We start from the raw sequence: 16738 nt of genomic DNA, 5'->3' as shown, positions 1-16738 counted from the left end.
CCGAAGGGACATGCCCGGGCCACCTTCACGACACCCGCCCTAGACTCGACTGCGTGCTCGACCTCCCTGCTCTCGCCCGCTTCGGTGACCGTGTGGCCACTGGACTCCTCGACGTCACCAGCGATCCCGCGGCCCTCGACTCCACCGGTTTCTGGGCCGTCGTGGCGGACTTCGAGGGCCGACTGACCTGCGCCCGCTTCGGGAACGTACGAGTGGAGCCCGTGCCCGCGCCGGTGCCGGGGGAGTGGCGGGGACCGGCCGCCGGTGACTGGACGTCCTCGCTCGACCGCGGCGCGTACACGGCAGGTGTGCGCAGGATCCGCGAGCACATCGCGGCCGGCGAGGTCTACCAGGCGAACCTCTGCCGGGTGCTCTCCGCGCCCGTCGCGCCCGACGCCGACGTGGACGCCCTGACCGCGCTGCTGGCCCGCGGCAACCCGGCACCGTATGCAGGAACGATCCGGCTGCCAGGGCACGGGGTCGAGATAGCCACGGCCTCACCCGAGCTCTTCCTGCGGCGCGGCGGGCGCGTCGTCGAGTCCGGGCCGATCAAGGGCACCGGGCGCACCGAGGCGGATCTGCTGGAGAAGGACTACGCCGAGAACGTGATGATCGTGGATCTGGTCCGCAACGACATCGGGCGTGTCTGCGCCACCGGCAGCGTGAGCGTCCCCGATCTGTGCGCCGTCGAGAAGCACCCGGGGCTCGTCCATCTCGTCTCGACGGTCCGCGGCGAGCTGAGCGCCGACGCCGGCTGGCCCGAACTGCTCGACGCGGCCTTCCCGCCCGGATCGGTCACCGGTGCGCCCAAGTCCAGCGCCCTGCGCATCATCGAGGCCCTGGAGACGGCGCCCCGCGGTCCGTACTGCGGTGGCATCGGCTGGGTCGACGCGGACCAGGGAGCCGCTGAGCTGGCCGTCGGCATCCGTACCTTCTGGATCGACCGCGCGGAGGGTGTGCTGCGCTTCGGTACGGGCGCCGGCATCACCTGGGGCTCCGACCCCGAGGCTGAGTGGCGGGAGACCGAGCTGAAGGCGGCCCGACTGCTCGCGGTAGCGTCGGGGACGTACGAGGTGAGTGGAGAGGGACTACAGACGTGAAGATCTGGCTCGACGGCGGGCTGCAGGACATCGAGTCCGCCCGCGTCTCCGTCTTCGACCACGGGCTGACCGTGGGCGACGGCATCTTCGAGACGGTGAAGGCGGCCGACGGGAAGCCGTTCGCGCTCACCCGGCACCTCGACCGGCTGACCCGCTCCGCGCGCGGCCTCGGCCTGCCCGACCCCGACCACACCGAGATCCGCCGCGCCTGCACTGCCGTCCTCGAAGCCAACCCGATGCCGCTCGGCCGGCTGCGCATCACCTACACCGGTGGCTACGGCCCACTCGGCTCCGACCGCGGCGAGCACGGCCCGACCCTCGTCGTCGCCCTGGGTGAGACCGCCCGCCGCCCCGACTCCACGGCCGTGATCACGGTGCCGTGGACGCGCAACGAACGCGGCGCCCTCACCGGCCTGAAGACGACCTCGTACGCCGAGAACGTCGTCGCCCTCGCCCGGGCACACGAACAAGGCGCGTCAGAAGCCCTGTTCGCGAACACCGTCGGGCAACTCTGCGAAGGCACCGGCTCGAACGTCTTCGTCGTCCTTGACGGCGAGATCCACACCCCACCGGTGGCCTCCGGCTGCCTCGCGGGCATCACGCGCGCGTTGGCCGTCGACTGGACCGGAGCCAAGGAGACCGACCTGCCGCTCGACGTCCTGGAGCGCGCGGACGAGGTCTTCCTCACCTCCACCCTGCGTGACGTCCAGGCCGTGCACCGCGTCGACGACCGCGAACTGCCGGGCGCACCGGGCCCGGCGACCGCCAAGGCCATGCGTGTCTTCGCCGAGCGGTCCGGGGACGACCTGGATCCGTAAGAGCCCGGGAAATTGGGCTGACGGGGACGTCCGCGAGGGGTAGAACACCCCTGATGACCACGACCCTGCGGCCGACCGAGCCGCTTCAGCGTGCCGAGGACGGGACACGTTCGCGTCGCTACCAAGTGTGCGTGAACAGCCGGCCCGTCGGCACGGTCCACCTTTGCACCCTGCCCCAGTTCGGTGACTTCATGGCCCGCATCCTCGATCTGCGCATCGAGGAGCCGGACCGCCGCCGGGGCCGGGGCACGGTGGCCGCGCTCGCCGCGGAGGAGGTGGCCCGCGGCTGGGGATGCCGGCAGATCGAGGCGCTGGTGCCCGCCGACTCCGGAGCGGCCCTGCGGCTCGTCGACGCGCTCGGTTACGTCCACCGCAACCGCGGCATGGAGAAGCAGCTCGGCGACACCGCGCCGAGCTTGCCGGCAGGCAGCCGGGATCGTCCCATGACCGAGGCCGAGTTCGAGGCGTGGCTCGCGGCTGAGACCGATGGGTACGCGCGCGTGTGGATCGAGCGGGGCGTGCCGGGGACCGAGGCGCACGAGATGTCGCGGCGCGGCCACGCCATGGTTCTGCCCCAGGGGCTCGCCACCGAGGGCATGCGGTTCAGCGTGCTCGAGCACGACCGGACCCCGGTGGGCACGCTCTGGGTGGCACTGCCCGAGGACAAGGCCTACGTCTACGACGTCGAGGCCGACGCCGCCCACCGCGGACAGGGACACGGCCGCACGCTGATGCTCCTGGCGGAGGCTCAGGCGATCGACGCCGGCCGACGCGTCCTCGGCCTCAACGTGTTCGCCGGCAACACCCCGGCCGAGCGGCTCTACGAGTCACTCGGCTACCGGACGACGGGGTACGTCCTGTACAAGCCGCTGCTCTGAGCGGATCGGGCGAGGGCCGCCGCGGTTCGGCCGCGCCCTGAAGGGGCGCGGGGAGTGTCGATGTGCGGCTCCGCCACGTGGGCGCGACCAGCCACGACGATGCGCAGACGACGGCCTATGGCCGCACCTCCCGCGGAGCGCCGAGCAGCCGGTCCACGATCTCCTCGATCCGCTCCCGCAGCCCCTCCTGGCTCTTGCCGCCGTCGAGGCGCTCACCGCCGATGACATACGTCGGGGTGCCGGTCACGCCGATCGCCTTGCCCTCGGCCTGGTCGGCATCGACGATCAGGATGTGCCGGCCGTCGATCAGGGCGGTGTCGAACTCCTCCGCGTCCAGACCGAGTTCGGCGGCCACCTCGACCAGGAAGGGTTCTCCCGTACGGTCCAACTCCTCGACCCGCGCGAGCACGGCTTCGACGTATGCCCAGCCCTTGCCCTGCTCAAGGGCCTCCTCGGCGGCCTGCGCGGCGGCGAAGGCGTGCTTGTGCTTCTCCAGCGGGAAGTGCCGCAGCCGCAGCTCCAGCCGGTCGCCGTAGCGGCCGCGCAGGGCCCGCAGATCATCGAGGGCGCTACGGCAGTCGGAGCACTGGAGTTCGCACCAGACGTCGAGGACTGGCGTGGCGCAGGGCGCGGGGGAGGAGTCGCTCATACCGTCAGTCTCCCAGCTCGGGTGTGGCCGACCCAACCGAACCCCGACCGCGGTGACCTGCGTCCGGGACCCTGATCCACTGCCTTCCGGGACCCTGATCCACTCTCTTCCGGGACCCTGATCCACTCCCTGGGGCGTGCCCGGGACCGGCACCTTCGGAGGAGCTGACCCGGAGATGTCCCTGATGTCCGCCCGGACCGTGGCCCCGCGGGGTCCGGGCGGTGCAGGATGGTAGGGACGAAGTTCCCTGCCCGATCGAGCCCTGCCTGGAGGACCGGATGATTGCCGAGACCGTCTGTTCCGCCGTGTCCGCGGCAGGCCTGGGCATCGCGGCGGTCACCGCCTACCGCAAGCGCTTCCTCGCGGCCGCCCGCATCGCCGCCTACTCGCTCGTACCCATCGGGCTGGTGATGACCGGCATCGTGCAGTGGCTGGCGGACACCGCCTTCAGCCCGACGGCCTGGGCGGGCTTCGGTGTGCTCGGCGCCGCCTGGTTGCTGTTCTCCAGCACGCGCGCGGTGGAGCGCCGTCGGGGCGGCACCCGCAAGGAGCGCAGGGAGGCCAGGGCCGCGGGGCAGCGCGAGGCGGTCGCCCCGAGCGCTTCCGCACCCTCCCTGGGGCAGGGGACCTCTCCGGCGACGCGGCCGGCGAGCGCACCCCGCACCGGGGCGGCGGACGACTTCAGCGACATCGAGGCCATCCTGAAGAAGCACGGCATATGACCCGCGCATGACGACTGAAACGACACAGTGGATCAAGGCTGTGACGTGAAGTGATCACGACCGGAACCGGACTTCACGGGATCCGGCGAACTGCCGGTCATTCCGGGCGTGTTGAGCGCGCCGGACGTGTGGATTGCGCCATCATCGCCGCGAGATGCTGGACACGGAACACGGCGATACCGCGCCGCCGAAGGACGAGCCGCGCGGATGCCTCTTCGCCCTCTCCCAGCCACCGCTGATGATCTTCCTTGCGGTGATCGGGTGTCTGCTGCTCATGGCCTCGTTGCACGACCTGCTGATGCTGTGAGCCGTACCCGTGGTCCCCGACGCCACCCGCCGGGGACCACGTCGACATCCCAGTCCGGACGGGCCCTAGCCCGCCGCCTCCTTGCGTCGGGCCCGGTAGGCGGCCACGTGCAGACGGTTTCCGCAGGTGCGGCTGTCGCAGTAGCGGCGTGAGCGGTTGCGGGAGAGATCGACGAAGGCGCGCCGGCAGTCGGGGGCCTCGCAGCGGCGCAGCCGCTCCTGCTCACCGGCCACCACGAAGAACGCGAGCGCCATCCCGCAGTCGGCCGCCAGATGGTCGGCGACCGAGGCACCCGGCGCGAAGTAGTGCACATGCCAGTCGTAGCCGTCGTGGTCCGTGAGACGTGGAGTCGTACCCGCGGCGGCGACCAACTCGTTGATCACGCCGGCGGCGGTCCGGGCGTCGGGCGCCGCGAAGACCGAGGCGAACCGCCCGCGGATCTTGCACACGGCCGACAGGTCGAACTCAGAGAGCGCCCCCACATCACTGATTTCGTGGTTTCGTACGAAATCCTCGAGAGCCGCGACGTCGGGCAGTCCGTCGGGCGTCGCGTTGTCCTCCGGCGCGGTGTTCACCAGATCCACCACGGTGTCGAGCGCGCACCGGGTGTCGTGGGTGATCAGCACGTTTCGCTCCCTGGCCTGGGGGTCGGGCGGACGCCCGCCTCATGCTGGCCGATGTTAGTGGCTTGCCGCCCACTGCGGGCGGTCCTGCCACCAGGGTGCTTTCCCCCTCCCCGTCCCACACACCGGCGTCCCCGTCCCACACACCGGCGCCGCCCCCACGACGGAATCGCGGTGACGGCGCTGATGCGTACCGTATGCAGTTGTCCTGGCCCGAGCCGTCTCCCCGAGTCGACGGCGCCGGGCGGCTTCGTGGTGCCTCGCCCTAGCTCTCCGCCAGGATGTGCGAGAGCTCCTGATCCAGATCGAAATGCCGGTGTTCCGTGCCGGGAGGCACGGCGGCGTCGGTTCGCTTCAGGAAGGACTCCAGCGCCCGCGCCGGGGCTTCCAGCAGGGCCTCGCCCTCCGGAGAGCTCAGTGCGATGCACACGACCCCCTGACCGTGGCTGCGCGACGGCCAGACGCGGACGTCGCCGGTACCGGTGGGCCGGTGGAGGCCTTCCGCGAGGAGGTCGCGGGCGAACACCCACTCGACGGTCTCCTCGGCTCCGGTGTGGAAGGTGGCGTGCACGGCGTAGGGGTCGGCCGTGTCGTACCGCAGGCCTGCGGGGACAGGCAGGGAGGACTCGCTCGACACAACGAGGCGCAGGTGCAGCTCGCAGCTGACCGTGGTGTTCATAAGCGCCAGGGCCTTTCGCTCAGTGTGCGCTCGGGGATTCGCACGTCGGCGAAATCGACATGCCACCTACGGTGCCGTTGTAAACCCCTCTGAGTGTTTTGCGTGCCTTTACGTAACTCTTCCGGCCCATGGGTCGTTCACGAGGTACGGCCATTCCGGTGACTGGTTTCCGCTCAGTAAAGTAAGGTAAAGTTTGGCCGTGTGAATACGGGGAGTAACCGGACCGAGGGAGCGCCGGGCGAGGTTGCCGTGGCATCGGGCGAGAGCAGGCCGGACGGGGCAGAGGGCGAGCAGGGGCTCGGCTCCAAGGCGCCGGCGTTCATCAAGAGGCGTCGCGCCCTGCACCTGAGCTGGCAGGTCGGGGTCTTCGTCCTCGGTCTCGCGGTCGTGGCCGCCGGCATCGTCATGCTGCCGCTGCCCGGGCCCGGCTGGGTGGTGATCTTCGGCGGCATGGCCATCTGGGCGACCGAGTTCGTATGGGCCCAGCTGGTGCTCCGCTGGACGAAACGCAAGGTCACCGAGGCGGCACAGCGAGCTCTCGATCCCAAGGTGCGGCGCCGCAACATCACGCTGACGGCGATCGGCCTGGCGATCGTGGGTGTGCTGGTCGGGATCTACCTCTGGAAGTTCGGCGTCGTGACGCCCTGGAAGATCAAGAACCAGTGATCCGCGCGAGGGTCGCCAGGGCCGGTCGGCGGGGGTTCGCACTGGTCACAGGCACTCCCTGACATGGGGTAATGTTCTTCCTGCGTCCGGGCGATTAGCTCAGTGGGAGAGCGCTTCGTTCACACCGAAGAGGTCACTGGTTCGAACCCAGTATCGCCCACCCGGATCGGCGGCCCGTCTGCAGGAGCAGACGGGCCGCCGTCGTATGAGCCCTCGAACGTGCTCCGCGCTCCGGTGGGTTTCGGCCGAGCAACATCCTTGTGCGGATGGCCAGTTGATGTTCGGTCCGTCGATCGCACCCGGCCTCACCTGCGACATCGCCCATCTGGTGGCGCGTTCTGCTGCTGATGTGCCGTCGGCTGGCCCGTGCGCCCCGCAAGAAATTCCTGTCCGAATCATTGACGCACCCCGGGGCCCTCCGTAACTTGTGGCAGCAAGCGCTTACTTGAAACGATTCATGCAGGTGGCAATGATGCCGGGGAGGGGCCCGACTGTGGGAACCAGCAGGAATGTTGAGAGGCGTACGATCCTCAAGGCCGCCGGGGCGTCAGCGGCCGCGCTGGGGCTGGCCGCGACGACGGGCTGCGGTGGCGACAGCGGCACGTCCGCCGACGGGACGGTGACGATCCGTTACTCGTGGTGGGGTGCGGACGAACGGGCCAAGAAGATCAACCAGACCATCAAGCTCTTCGAGAAGAAGTATCCGAAGATCAAGGTGAAGACGGACTTCCAGGACTACGTCTCATTCTGGGAGAAGTTCCAGACGCAGGCGGCCGGCGGAAATCCCCCGGACGTTTTCCAAAACGCCGTCACTTTCCTCCGGAAGTACGACAAGAGAAGCGTCCTGCTCGACCTCAAGCCCCAGATCGACGCGGGCACTCTGAGCCTCGACAACTTCCGTGCGGGCGTCACCAAGGTCGGCGAGGTCGACGGCAAGCAGCTCGGCGTCCCCGTCGGCTCCAACACGATGGCGCTGGTCATCGACAAGAAGGTCTTCCAGAAGGCGGGCGTCGAGCCGGCCACCGGCTGGACCTGGGACGACTACTTCAAGGCCCTCAAGACCATCCACGACAAGACCAAGGTGCCGGGCGACACGGGCTACTTCAGCATCATGTACCTGTACGACCTCTATCTGAGGCAGAACGGAAAGGCGTTCTACACCAAGGACGGACTCGGTTTCGACAAGGCCGATCTGACGGAGTGGTGGCAGGACGGCTACAGCCGCGTGAAGGCCGGCATCATCACCGACCCCAAGACCGTCGAGCAGGACCGGCCCAAGTCCTCCCTCTCCGCCGGCCACGGAGCCTCGGAATTCACCTGGGACAACTTCACCGTTCGCTACACGGCCGAGGGCAGCAGCGAGTACGGGCTTGCACCGATCCCCACCATGGACGGAAAGCACACCGGGCAGTACCTGGCCTCCCTGATGCTGAGCGCCTCCGCGCGCACCTCGCACCCCAAGGAGGTCGCCCAGTTCATCAACTTCATGGTCCACGACCCGGAGGTCGGCAAGATCATGGGCTACGACCGGGGCATCCTCGCCTCGACCCAGCAGTACGACGCGTTCAAGCCGACCGACCCGGTCAACAAGGAGATCGCGCAGTACGAGGCGGACACCGCCAGGGCCGGGGTCCTGGGCACCATCACGCCGCACCCTTCCGGCGCCGACACCATCGAGGCGGCCTTCCTGCGGATCGGCGGCGACCTGGCCCAGGGCAAGACGAAGCCCTCCGCCGCGGTGAAGCAGTTCTTCGACGAGTCGCAGGCCGCCTTCCAGGCGTAGGCGCTCCGCTGGGGGCGCGGTCTGTTGATTTCTGTCCTGCTGCGCCGTCCTGGCTGGTCGCGCAGTTCTCCGCGCCCCTTTGGGGCGCCTCCGAACCGCAGTCGCCTTTGCCGGAGACCCCGGAACCGATTGGGAAGCACCGTGACGCTCGTCAAGGAATCACCGCCCGTCACCCGAAAGGCCCGCTCCGGTGCCCCCGCCGTCAAACGGCGTGGGCGCCGGGAGAATCTCGCCGGTTATCTCTTCATGTCCCCGTGGATCGCGGGCTTCCTGCTCCTGACCGCGGGCCCCATGGTCGCCTCGCTCTACTTCGCCTTCACCGACTACAACCTCTTCAACACCCCGAAGTGGGTCGGTCTCGACAACTTCACCAAGATGTTCGACGACCCCCGGTGGCAGAAGTCGGTGGAGGTGACGGCCAAGTACGTGATCATCGGTACCCCGCTGAAGCTGCTGCTCGCGCTCGGGGTCGCCCTGCTGCTCGCACAGAGCCGCCGCGGACAGGCCTTCTACCGGGCCGCGTTCTACGCCCCCTCGCTGATCGGCGCGAGCGTCTCGGTCGCCTTCGTCTGGCGGTCGCTCTTCTCCGACCACGCCATCGTCGACCGTACGATGTCGGTCTTCGGCTTCCATGTCGGCGGCTGGGTCGGCAACCCCGACTGGATTCTCTACTGCCTCGTCGCGCTCACCGTCTGGCAGTTCGGGGCGCCCATGGTCATCTTCCTGGCCGGACTCAAGCAGGTGCCCAAGGAGCTGTACGAGGCCGCCGAGCTGGACGGCGCCGGGGCCTTCCGCAAGTTCTGGAGCATCACGCTGCCGATGATTTCCCCGGTGCTGTTCTTCAACGTCCTGCTGGAGACCATCCACTCGTTCCAGATCTTCGGCTCGGCCTATGTCGTCTCCAACACCTACTGCGGCCCGGCCGACGCCACCCTTGTCTACACCTGCTACCTCTACCAGCAGGGCTTCAAGAACGCCCAGATGGGCTTCGCCTCCGCGATGGCCTGGATGCTGCTGCTCGCCGTGGCCCTGGTGACCGCCGTCCTGTTCTGGTCGCAGAAGAAGTGGGTGCATTACGAGAACGCCACGGAGGACGCCCGATGAGCGCCACCACCCCCGCCGCCCCGAAGCCGCTCGGCGGTCTCGGCCGCAAGCGCGCCGGCTCGCTCGCCTGGCACATCGGCTCGCTGCTGGTCCTCGCGGTGGTCCTCTATCCCGTCGTCTGGGTGATCGGCGCGTCGTTCAAGCCGAGCAAGGACATCATCAACAGCCTTCAGCTGTTCCCCGCCCATCCCATCCTGGAGAACTTCAAGGGCCTGGCCGACGGCATCGCCGACGTCTCGATCTGGACCTTCTTCCAGAACTCCCTCGTCTACGCGGGCGGCGCCGTCGTCGGCATCCTGATCTCCTGCTCGCTGACGGCGTACGCCTTCGCCAAGATCAGGTTCGCGGGCCGGAACCTGCTGTTCGCGCTGATGATCGGCACGCTCCTGCTGCCATATCACGTGCTGCTGATCCCGCAGTACGTCATGTTCCAGAAGCTGGAGCTGATCAACACCTATGTGCCGCTGCTCCTGGGCAAGTACCTGGCCACGGAGGCCTTCTTCGTCTTCCTCATGGTGCAGTTCATGCGCAACCTGCCGAGGGAGCTCGACGAGGCCGCCCGGATCGACGGCTGCGGGCATCTGCGGATCTACTGGTCGATCGTGCTGCCGCTGTGCCGGCCGGCGCTCATCACCAGCGCCATCTTCACCTTCATCAACGCCTGGAACGACTTCATGGGCCCGTTGATCTACCTCAACGAACCCGGCAAGTACACCGTCTCCCTCGGCATGATGATGTTCCGCGACTCCGACGGTGTCGCCGCCAACTACGGCGGTCTCATCGCGATGTCGCTGGTGGCGCTGCTGCCCGTGCTGCTGTTCTTCCTCGCCTTCCAGCGCTATCTGATCGACGGTATGGCGACCTCCGGACTGAAGGGCTGAGGCGGTCACCATGGCCGAAGTGCGGGTGAAGGCACGCAAGGAGCCGGTGTTCGCGGAGCGGTTCGCGGTCTTCGCCGAGTGCCTGCTCACCGGGGTGTGGATCGCGGTGGCCTCGCTGGGCGTGGTGACCTTTCCGGCCGCCTTCGCCGCCGGGGCGCGGCATCTGCGCCGTCGTACCAGCCATGAGGGCGGCGGCTGGCGGGAGTTCGCCCGCGACTTCCGTACGGCCGTGCGGGGCGGGTGGGTCGCCGGGCTCGCCGGGTGGGTCGCGGCGGGCCTGGTCTGGGTGGACCTCCAGGCCGTGCGTGCCGGGCTGCCCGGGGGGCCGCTCGTCGGGGCGGTCGGCCTGTTCGCGCTCATCGGCGCCGTCGTTGCCGGGCTGCGTGCTGCGGCGGTCTGGCAGCCCGGGGCGGCCTGGCGGGCGCTGCTCGCCGAGGCCGGCCGCCGCACCGTCCTCGACCCCGCCGGATCCTTTCTCCTCGTCGGAGGAGTGGTGCTCGTGGTCTGTTCCGCCCTGTTGATCGCGCCGCTGGCGATTCCCGTCCTGGGGGCCGTCGCCGCCGCGGCCGTCGCCGTGGAGGAGCGGTACCGGCGCCGCTGACGGGCGGCGCCCTCGTACCAGGCCGACGCCCCGGCGCCGCACCTCTCTCTGTCATGCCCCTGACCAGCTGCAAGGAAAGAAACGTCCCGCACGGAAAGGAAACGCTGAACTCTCATGTCTCCCATCCCCCGCAGGTCCCTCCTCAAGGCGGCCGCCGTCGCCGGAGCCGCCGCGCAGTTCAGCTGGGCCCTAGGAGCCAAGGACGCGCAGGCCGCGCCCAGAGCCGAGGCCGCGGCTGCCGATCCCGTGACCCTGGACTGGCTGGAGGACGGCGGTCTGGGCGCCGCGCCCGGCTCCACCGTCGGCGTCCCGTGGCCGAAGGGCGCTTACCAGCCCGACCAGACCTTCGCGCTCACGGACGCGGACGGCAAGACCGTGCCCGTGCAGTCCTGGCCGATCGCGTACTGGCCGGACGGATCGCTCAAGTGGTCGGCCCACGCGGTGAGTTCGGGATCCGGCAAGCTCACCCTCGCCGCCGGTGACGCGGCCGCACCCGACAAGAAGGTCACCGTCGACAGGAGCGGCGGCACCATCGACGTCTCGACCGGCGTCATCACCGCCAAGATCGGCAAGAACGGCTCCACCCTCATCAAGTCGGTCACCCGCGGATCGACGGAGATCGCCAGGAACGGCCGGCTCGTCCTCATCCGTCAGCCGGAGATCGAGGACGAGGACCAGGGCACGGTCAGGACCGAGCGCTTCGACGGCGCGATCGGCGAGGTGACGGTCGAGCAGGACGGCCCGGTCCGAGCCGTGGTCCGCATCGACGGCAAGCACCGCAAGGGCGACCGGAGCTGGCTGCCGTTCTCCATCCGGCTGTACTTCTACGCCGGCGCCGACTCCTTCCGCATGGTGCACACCATCACCTATGACGGCACCCAGGAGCCCGGCAAGGCGAGCGGCGACTTCATCCGCGGGCTCGGGGTGCGCTTCAGCGTCCCGATGCGGGACGAGTCGTACGACCGGCACATCCGCATCGGCGGCGAGGGCACCGGTCTGCTGCGGGAGGCGGTCAAGGGCATCACCGGTCTGCGCCGCGACCCGGGCGCGGCCGTGCAGGCGGCCCAGTACGCGGGCCGGAAACTGCCCGACCCGTCCACCTGGGACCAGCGGGTGACGACCCGGCTGCAGTACATCCCTCAGTGGGGCGACTACACCCTCTCCCAGCTCTCCGCCGACGGCTTCACGCTCCGCAAGCGCACCAAGAAGGGCTACGGCTGGATCGGCGCCGGCGGCGGCAAGCGGGCCTCCGGCTTCGGCTATGTCGGCGGCGTGAGCGGCGGATTCTCCTTCGGGCTGCGGGACTTCTGGGAGAAGCACCCCGCCCAGCTCGACATCCGCGACGCCCACACCGACGAGGCCGAGGTCACCCTCTGGCTCTGGTCGCCCGAGGCCCAGCCCATGGACCTGCGCTTCTACCACGACGGCATGGGCCAGGACACGTACGCGAAGCAGCTCGAAGGCCTCAACATCACCTACGAGGACTACGAACCGAAGTTCGGCACCCCCTACGGCATCGCCCGCACCTCCGAACTCCTCTTCTGGGCCAACGAGTCGACACCCTCGCCGGACGCCCTGGCGGCGCAGGTCGAGGCCGTACGGGTGCTGCCGCAGCTCACCGCCCCGCCCAGGCAGCTCATCAAGGCCAAGGTCTTCGGCCCCGGCCTGTACTCCGAGCCCGACCGCTCCACACCGGCCAAGGCGAAGATCGAGGACCACCTCGACTTCCTCTTCACCTACTACAAGGACCAGGTGGAGCAACGCCGCTGGTACGGCTTCTGGGACTACGGCGACTTCATGCACTCCTACGACACCGTCCGCCACCAGTGGCGCTACGACGTCGGCGGCTACGCCTGGGACAACTCCGAGCTCTCGCCGGACATCTGGCTCTGGATGGCCTACATCCGCTCCGGCCGCGCGGACATCTTCCGCTTCGCCGAAGCCCTGACCCGGCACACCGGCGAGGTCGACGTCTACCACCTGGGCGACTGGGCGGGGCTCGGCACCCGGCACGGCGTCCAGCACTACGCCGACAGCGCCAAGCAGCAGCGCATCGCCAACACCACCTACCGGCGCTACTACTACTTCCTCACCGCCGACGAACGCGTCGGCGACCTCATGCACGCCAACGTCGACTCCGACGAGACCTTCCTGGTCCTGGACCCGCAGCGCAAGGTCCGCACCGACCCGTACACGCCCGACCGGCACGCCCTGTCGATCGGCTTCGGCACCGACTGGAGCGGCCTCGTGTCGGCGTGGCTGACCGAGTGGGAGCGCAAGGGCCCCAAGTGGGAGAAGGCCAAGGCGCGCGTGCTGTCGACGATGGAGGGCATCGCCGCCCAGCCCAACGGCTTCGTGCAGGGCAGCGGGCTGTACGACCTCGACACCGGCAGGTTCGCCGTCGCCTCGACGCCCGTGGTCTCCGTCTCGCACCTCTCGGCCGTCTTCGGCCTCAACGAGCTGTGCGCCGAGCTCATCGACCTCGTGGACATGCCCGAGTTCAACCAGGCGTACTTCGACTACTGCCGTTACTTCAATGCCACCAAGGCCGAGCAGAAGGCGCGTTACGGATCCGACTTCGGCACCCTGCTGCTCTTCCAGGGGCACTCGCGTCTGGATGCGTACGCCGCCGTACAGACGGGAGACGCTGCGTTGGCCAAGCGGGCGTGGACGAAGTTCTACAGCTCCGACGGGTACACGGAGGCTTCGCCCTGGAAGACGGAGGCATTGAGCGGGCCCGTGACTCTGGTCGCGGGGAGTGAAGCGGCTTGGGTCTCGTCCAATGACACGGCGCTGTATGGGCTTGCGGCCATTGAGGATCTGGCGCTGCTCGGCGACAAGATGCCGTAGCGCTCCGCCAGGGAGGCCGGGGAACTGCGCTCGTCCTGTCTGCGGGTCCGTTGTGGCTGGTCGCGCCACGCGGCGGAGCCGCAAATCGGCAGAGCCCCGCGCCCCTTTGGGGCGGTTCAGTGCATGGCGGTCAAGACGTCCCGGACTCGGCGGACGTCCCTGAGGCGGCGTTCGTATGTTGCCCCGAGTGCCAGGAGGAACAGGCCGGCGAGTGCGAAGGGTACCCAGCGGGGGAGTGCGCCGGTCATCTGGACCAGGTACGGGGCGAGTTCGTGCAGGGCGACCAGGACCAGCACCGAGCCGCCCAGGACGAGGGGTGCCTGGAGGCGGTGGCGGGCACCCAGGAGGGTGGTCAGCAGGGCCGCCGTGCCGAGCAGCAGCGGGCGCGTCCAGTGCGGGTCGTCCCAGGCCGCGGCGAGGCTCGGCAGCAGGGTGGCGGTGAGCCCGGCGCCGTACGCCGTCCACGACGACGTCTGCGGATCGCGGGACGTGCGCCAGACGCCGACACACAGCGCAGGGACGGTGACCGGGAGCGTGTACGCCTCGACCGTGCCGACGTCCCAGGCGGCCAGCCGGACCCAGCTGGCCAGCAGGAACAGGACGGCGGCCGCATACCCGACGGGACGGCGGTCGGAGCGTACGGCCGCGCCCGCGGCGATCACTCCGCACAGGGCCAGCACCAGGGCGAGCATCGGCGGGGCGGTGATCGCGAGGCCGACGGCCAGGAGCCCGGCGGCGGCTCCGGTCACTTCGACCGGCACGCGCGCGTGGCTCTCACCCAGGCGCGCGGCGAAAAGAGTCGCGACCGCCGGGACCACCAGGACCAGCAGCGCCGTGTGCTGCGGCTGCCGGCCCGCCGCCAGACCTGTCGCGCACGCCAGCGCGGTGGCGTACACGAGCGCGGCCGGAGCGGTGAGGGGCGCGAGGTGCGGGAGCAGCGAGGCAGCAGCGAACAGTGCCGTCAGGACGGACAGCACGGTGAGGGTTGCCGTCTGGGAGGCCAGCGAGAGGAAGGCGAGGGAGACCGAGCCACCGAGGGCGAGCATGCCGGCGGTCACGGGCAGGAGCCGGAAGGCCGCCGCCGCGAGGGCGGCTCCGGTCACCGTGCCCTGGAGCAACAGGGCAACGGCGTAGGGGAGTTGGAAAACCGCAGGCAGCGTCATGACGGTGGCCCAGGCGAGCAGTGCCGCGCCCGTCAGCGCCTGTGGCCGTCGGGCCTCGCCGCGGACCAGCAGGGCCAGCACGGCCGCGACGACCACCGGGCCGAGCAGCAGTTGACCGGGATACGGCGGCCACGGCATGTGGACGGCCACCGCGGCACGCGCGTCCGACGGTGCACCGGTCCACCAGCGCTCCATCCAGCCCAGCGGGCCCAGCAGCGCGACCACGAGCAGCGGCAGCGCACAGACGACGGCGACCGCCTGCACGGCGGCCGAGGCCTGGACCACGCCCCGCCGCACCGGCTCGGGCAGCGGCACCCGCATCGCCGCCAACAGCGCGACGCCGCAGGCCACGTACCCCGGTACCGCCCACCCGCCGGGCAGCGCCGCCCGCAGCACGCCACCGCCCGCCGCGACCAGGAGCAGGCCGCCCGGCACGGCGTTGCCCGTCGACACCGCCGGCTTCGGCAGCCGCCAGGCGGCGCCCAGTGCGATCGCCGCCGCAAGGGTGAGGAGCGCCGCCGCACGGGCGGCGGCGCCCGGACCGGCGGCATCCCAGGAGAGCCGGCCGGCCGTCAGTGCACCCAGGGCGCCCGTACCGTACGCGCCGACGGCGGCGAGGACGCGCACGGACCTGGCGGTCACCCGGAGCGCCACACCTGTGTCGAACCCGGCCGTCACCAGCAGCGCGGCCGCGACGCCGAACGGTCCCGCCGTGACCGAGACCGCCCAGAAGAAGAGCGGGAGTTGGGCCGCGGCCAGCGCGGCGGGCAGCGGCAGCCGCAGCCCGGCCGCACGCGGCAACAGGCCGTACACCGCCCAGACTCCCGCCAGCACCGCCGAAGCGAGGGCCGTGTACCCCGCGCCGTCCGTCCCCATGAAGGCGACCTGCCGCAACGCGTACGCGTCCAGCACCGTCAGCGCCAGCCCCAGGCCGGCCACCGACTCGGCCGTCGAACGCAGCCCGCGCTTGAGCAGCAGGAACGGCGCACCCAGCGCGGCCACCGTGACCGTGCCGAGCACGAGGGCCCGCCCCGCGATCCCCAGATGCCCCCAGCTGACCAGCGTGAACACCATCGCGGCGACGGTGAGCAGCACCCCGCCGAGCAGCAGCAGAACGTTCTGCACGCCGGGCGCGGTGGCCTCCCGGCGAGACGCCTCGACGGGCGCCCGCGGCGCTTGCTGTGCCGGGTTCAGCGGGCGCGCCGTCTGGAGCGCGGCGACCAGCCAGGCACGGCGATGGAGCAACTGGGCCCGGCGGGCGTCCAGTTGCCGGAGTTCGGCGTCGAGAAGCCGCAACTCCTCGGCCGGGGGCGGAACATGCGTCATATCTCGGAGTGTGGTCCGCGTCACGTGGCGCGGCATGAGTGCAGGTACTCAGCCAGGTACTCAGATCCCGCCACCACGTTGCTCGGATGCGGGGCGAACGCCCTGGGTCAGGGGCAGACTCGCCCCATGGACTGGACGCACTACCGCTTCCGCAGCCTCTGGGGCCTGCCCGCCTCGCCCGCCGCCGTGCACGAGGCGCTGGAGCGGGCCGAGGAGTACCCCCGCTGGTGGCCCCAGGTGCGGGAGGTCACCCGGCTCGACGACACCACCGGTGTCGTCCGGATCCGGTCGGCCCTTCCGTACGACCTGCACTTCACCGCCCGCGAGACCCGCAGCGACCCTGTCGCAGGCGTCCTGGAGATCGCCATGTCCGGGGACCTCGAGGGCTGGGCGCGCTGGACGATCACCGCGGGGGGCGCAGGCACCCTCGCCCGCTTCGAGCAGGCCGTCGAGGTGCACAAGCCGCTGCTGCGGCGGTTCGCCGTACCGGGGCGGCCGCTGTTCCGCGCCAACCACCGGCTGATGATGCGGGCGGGGCGGCGGGGGCTGATCGCGTACCTGGAAGCGGTTTGAAGGAAACCCGCGGAG

General features: G+C 70.1%; 16 protein-coding genes and 1 tRNA gene. 13 read left to right on the top strand and 4 right to left on the bottom strand.

Annotation, left to right across the window (positions count from 1 at the left end; translation table 11 throughout):
• Positions 1-53: 53 nt before the first annotated feature.
• From LJ657_RS28130 to LJ657_RS28120, 3 genes are read left to right on the top strand one after another with little or no spacing between them, the layout of a single operon-like run.
• Positions 54-1100 carry a chorismate-binding protein gene (locus LJ657_RS28130; RefSeq protein WP_232651585.1) on the top strand — a complete coding sequence of 349 codons (1047 nt, stop codon included), beginning with the start codon at positions 54-56 and terminating at the stop codon, positions 1098-1100.
• Entirely contained in the window at positions 1097-1918 is an 822-nt protein-coding gene (locus LJ657_RS28125; RefSeq protein ID WP_232651584.1) for an aminotransferase class IV, read from the top strand. The genes LJ657_RS28130 and LJ657_RS28125 overlap by 4 nt, the downstream gene beginning before the upstream one ends.
• A 53-nt stretch (positions 1919-1971) precedes the next feature.
• Positions 1972-2796 carry a GNAT family N-acetyltransferase gene (locus LJ657_RS28120; RefSeq protein ID WP_232651578.1) on the top strand — a complete coding sequence of 275 codons (825 nt, stop codon included), beginning with the start codon at positions 1972-1974 and terminating at the stop codon, positions 2794-2796.
• 115 nt (positions 2797-2911) lie between these two features.
• Here the strand turns inward: LJ657_RS28120 and LJ657_RS28115 are convergent, their stop codons facing one another.
• Complete coding sequence (locus LJ657_RS28115) at positions 2912-3445, bottom strand: DsbA family protein (protein WP_232651576.1); 534 nt, start codon at positions 3443-3445, stop codon at positions 2912-2914.
• A 278-nt stretch (positions 3446-3723) separates the two neighbouring features.
• Here LJ657_RS28115 and LJ657_RS28110 point away from each other — a divergent pair, with 278 nt between their 5' ends.
• Together LJ657_RS28110 and LJ657_RS28105 are read left to right on the top strand one after the other, a co-directional pair.
• Complete coding sequence (locus tag LJ657_RS28110; RefSeq protein WP_232651575.1) at positions 3724-4167, top strand: hypothetical protein; 444 nt, start codon at positions 3724-3726, stop codon at positions 4165-4167.
• A 154-nt stretch (positions 4168-4321) separates the two neighbouring features.
• Positions 4322-4474, top strand: coding sequence for a hypothetical protein (locus LJ657_RS28105; RefSeq protein ID WP_180292031.1), 153 nt, complete (start codon positions 4322-4324; stop codon positions 4472-4474).
• Positions 4475-4539: 65 nt separating this feature from the next.
• Here LJ657_RS28105 and LJ657_RS28100 read toward each other — a convergent pair whose 3' ends face one another.
• Both LJ657_RS28100 and LJ657_RS28095 read right to left on the bottom strand, forming a co-directional pair.
• Entirely contained in the window at positions 4540-5100 is a 561-nt protein-coding gene (locus LJ657_RS28100) for a CGNR zinc finger domain-containing protein (RefSeq protein ID WP_232651574.1), read from the bottom strand.
• A 262-nt stretch (positions 5101-5362) separates the two neighbouring features.
• Entirely contained in the window at positions 5363-5776 is a 414-nt protein-coding gene (locus tag LJ657_RS28095; RefSeq protein ID WP_004002642.1) for an SsgA family sporulation/cell division regulator, read from the bottom strand.
• A gap of 201 nt (positions 5777-5977) precedes the next feature.
• On the opposite strand from LJ657_RS28095, the gene LJ657_RS28090 reads away from it, so the two are divergent.
• The 7 genes from LJ657_RS28090 (at position 5978) to LJ657_RS28060 (ending at position 13661) form a co-directional block, all read left to right on the top strand.
• Positions 5978-6442, top strand: a complete 465-nt coding sequence (locus tag LJ657_RS28090) for a TIGR02611 family protein (protein ID WP_232651572.1) — start codon at positions 5978-5980, stop codon at positions 6440-6442.
• Between the two features lie 88 nt (positions 6443-6530).
• Positions 6531-6602 (top strand) — tRNA-Val (locus LJ657_RS28085).
• A 333-nt stretch (positions 6603-6935) separates the two neighbouring features.
• Positions 6936-8225, top strand: a complete 1290-nt coding sequence (locus tag LJ657_RS28080) for an ABC transporter substrate-binding protein (RefSeq protein ID WP_232651571.1) — start codon at positions 6936-6938, stop codon at positions 8223-8225.
• Between the two features lie 141 nt (positions 8226-8366).
• Positions 8367-9329: a carbohydrate ABC transporter permease gene (locus tag LJ657_RS28075; protein WP_232651570.1), complete on the top strand. Its 963-nt coding sequence runs from the start codon at positions 8367-8369 to the stop codon at positions 9327-9329.
• A complete protein-coding gene (locus LJ657_RS28070; RefSeq protein ID WP_232651569.1) occupies positions 9326-10210 on the top strand; it encodes a carbohydrate ABC transporter permease in 885 nt (294 codons plus the stop codon). Before LJ657_RS28075 ends, LJ657_RS28070 begins: the two co-directional genes overlap by 4 nt.
• Positions 10211-10220: 10 nt before the next feature.
• Positions 10221-10811 carry a hypothetical protein gene (locus LJ657_RS28065; RefSeq protein WP_232651568.1) on the top strand — a complete coding sequence of 197 codons (591 nt, stop codon included), beginning with the start codon at positions 10221-10223 and terminating at the stop codon, positions 10809-10811.
• Between the two features lie 114 nt (positions 10812-10925).
• Entirely contained in the window at positions 10926-13661 is a 2736-nt protein-coding gene (locus tag LJ657_RS28060) for an exo-rhamnogalacturonan lyase family protein (RefSeq protein WP_232651566.1), read from the top strand.
• A gap of 116 nt (positions 13662-13777) precedes the next feature.
• Here the strand turns inward: LJ657_RS28060 and LJ657_RS28055 are convergent, their stop codons facing one another.
• Entirely contained in the window at positions 13778-16150 is a 2373-nt protein-coding gene (locus LJ657_RS28055; RefSeq protein ID WP_372487979.1) for an SCO7613 C-terminal domain-containing membrane protein, read from the bottom strand.
• Positions 16151-16276: 126 nt separating this feature from the next.
• On the opposite strand from LJ657_RS28055, the gene LJ657_RS28050 reads away from it, so the two are divergent.
• Complete coding sequence (locus LJ657_RS28050) at positions 16277-16723, top strand: SRPBCC family protein (protein WP_232651562.1); 447 nt, start codon at positions 16277-16279, stop codon at positions 16721-16723.
• Positions 16724-16738 lie beyond the last annotated feature (15 nt).

Origin of the sequence: Streptomyces guryensis (assembly GCF_021261325.1) — a bacterium.
Classification (GTDB): domain Bacteria; phylum Actinomycetota; class Actinomycetes; order Streptomycetales; family Streptomycetaceae; genus Streptomyces; species Streptomyces guryensis.
The sequence above is the reverse complement of the archived record's forward strand: the minus strand, read 5'-3'. Positions and strand labels throughout refer to the sequence as shown.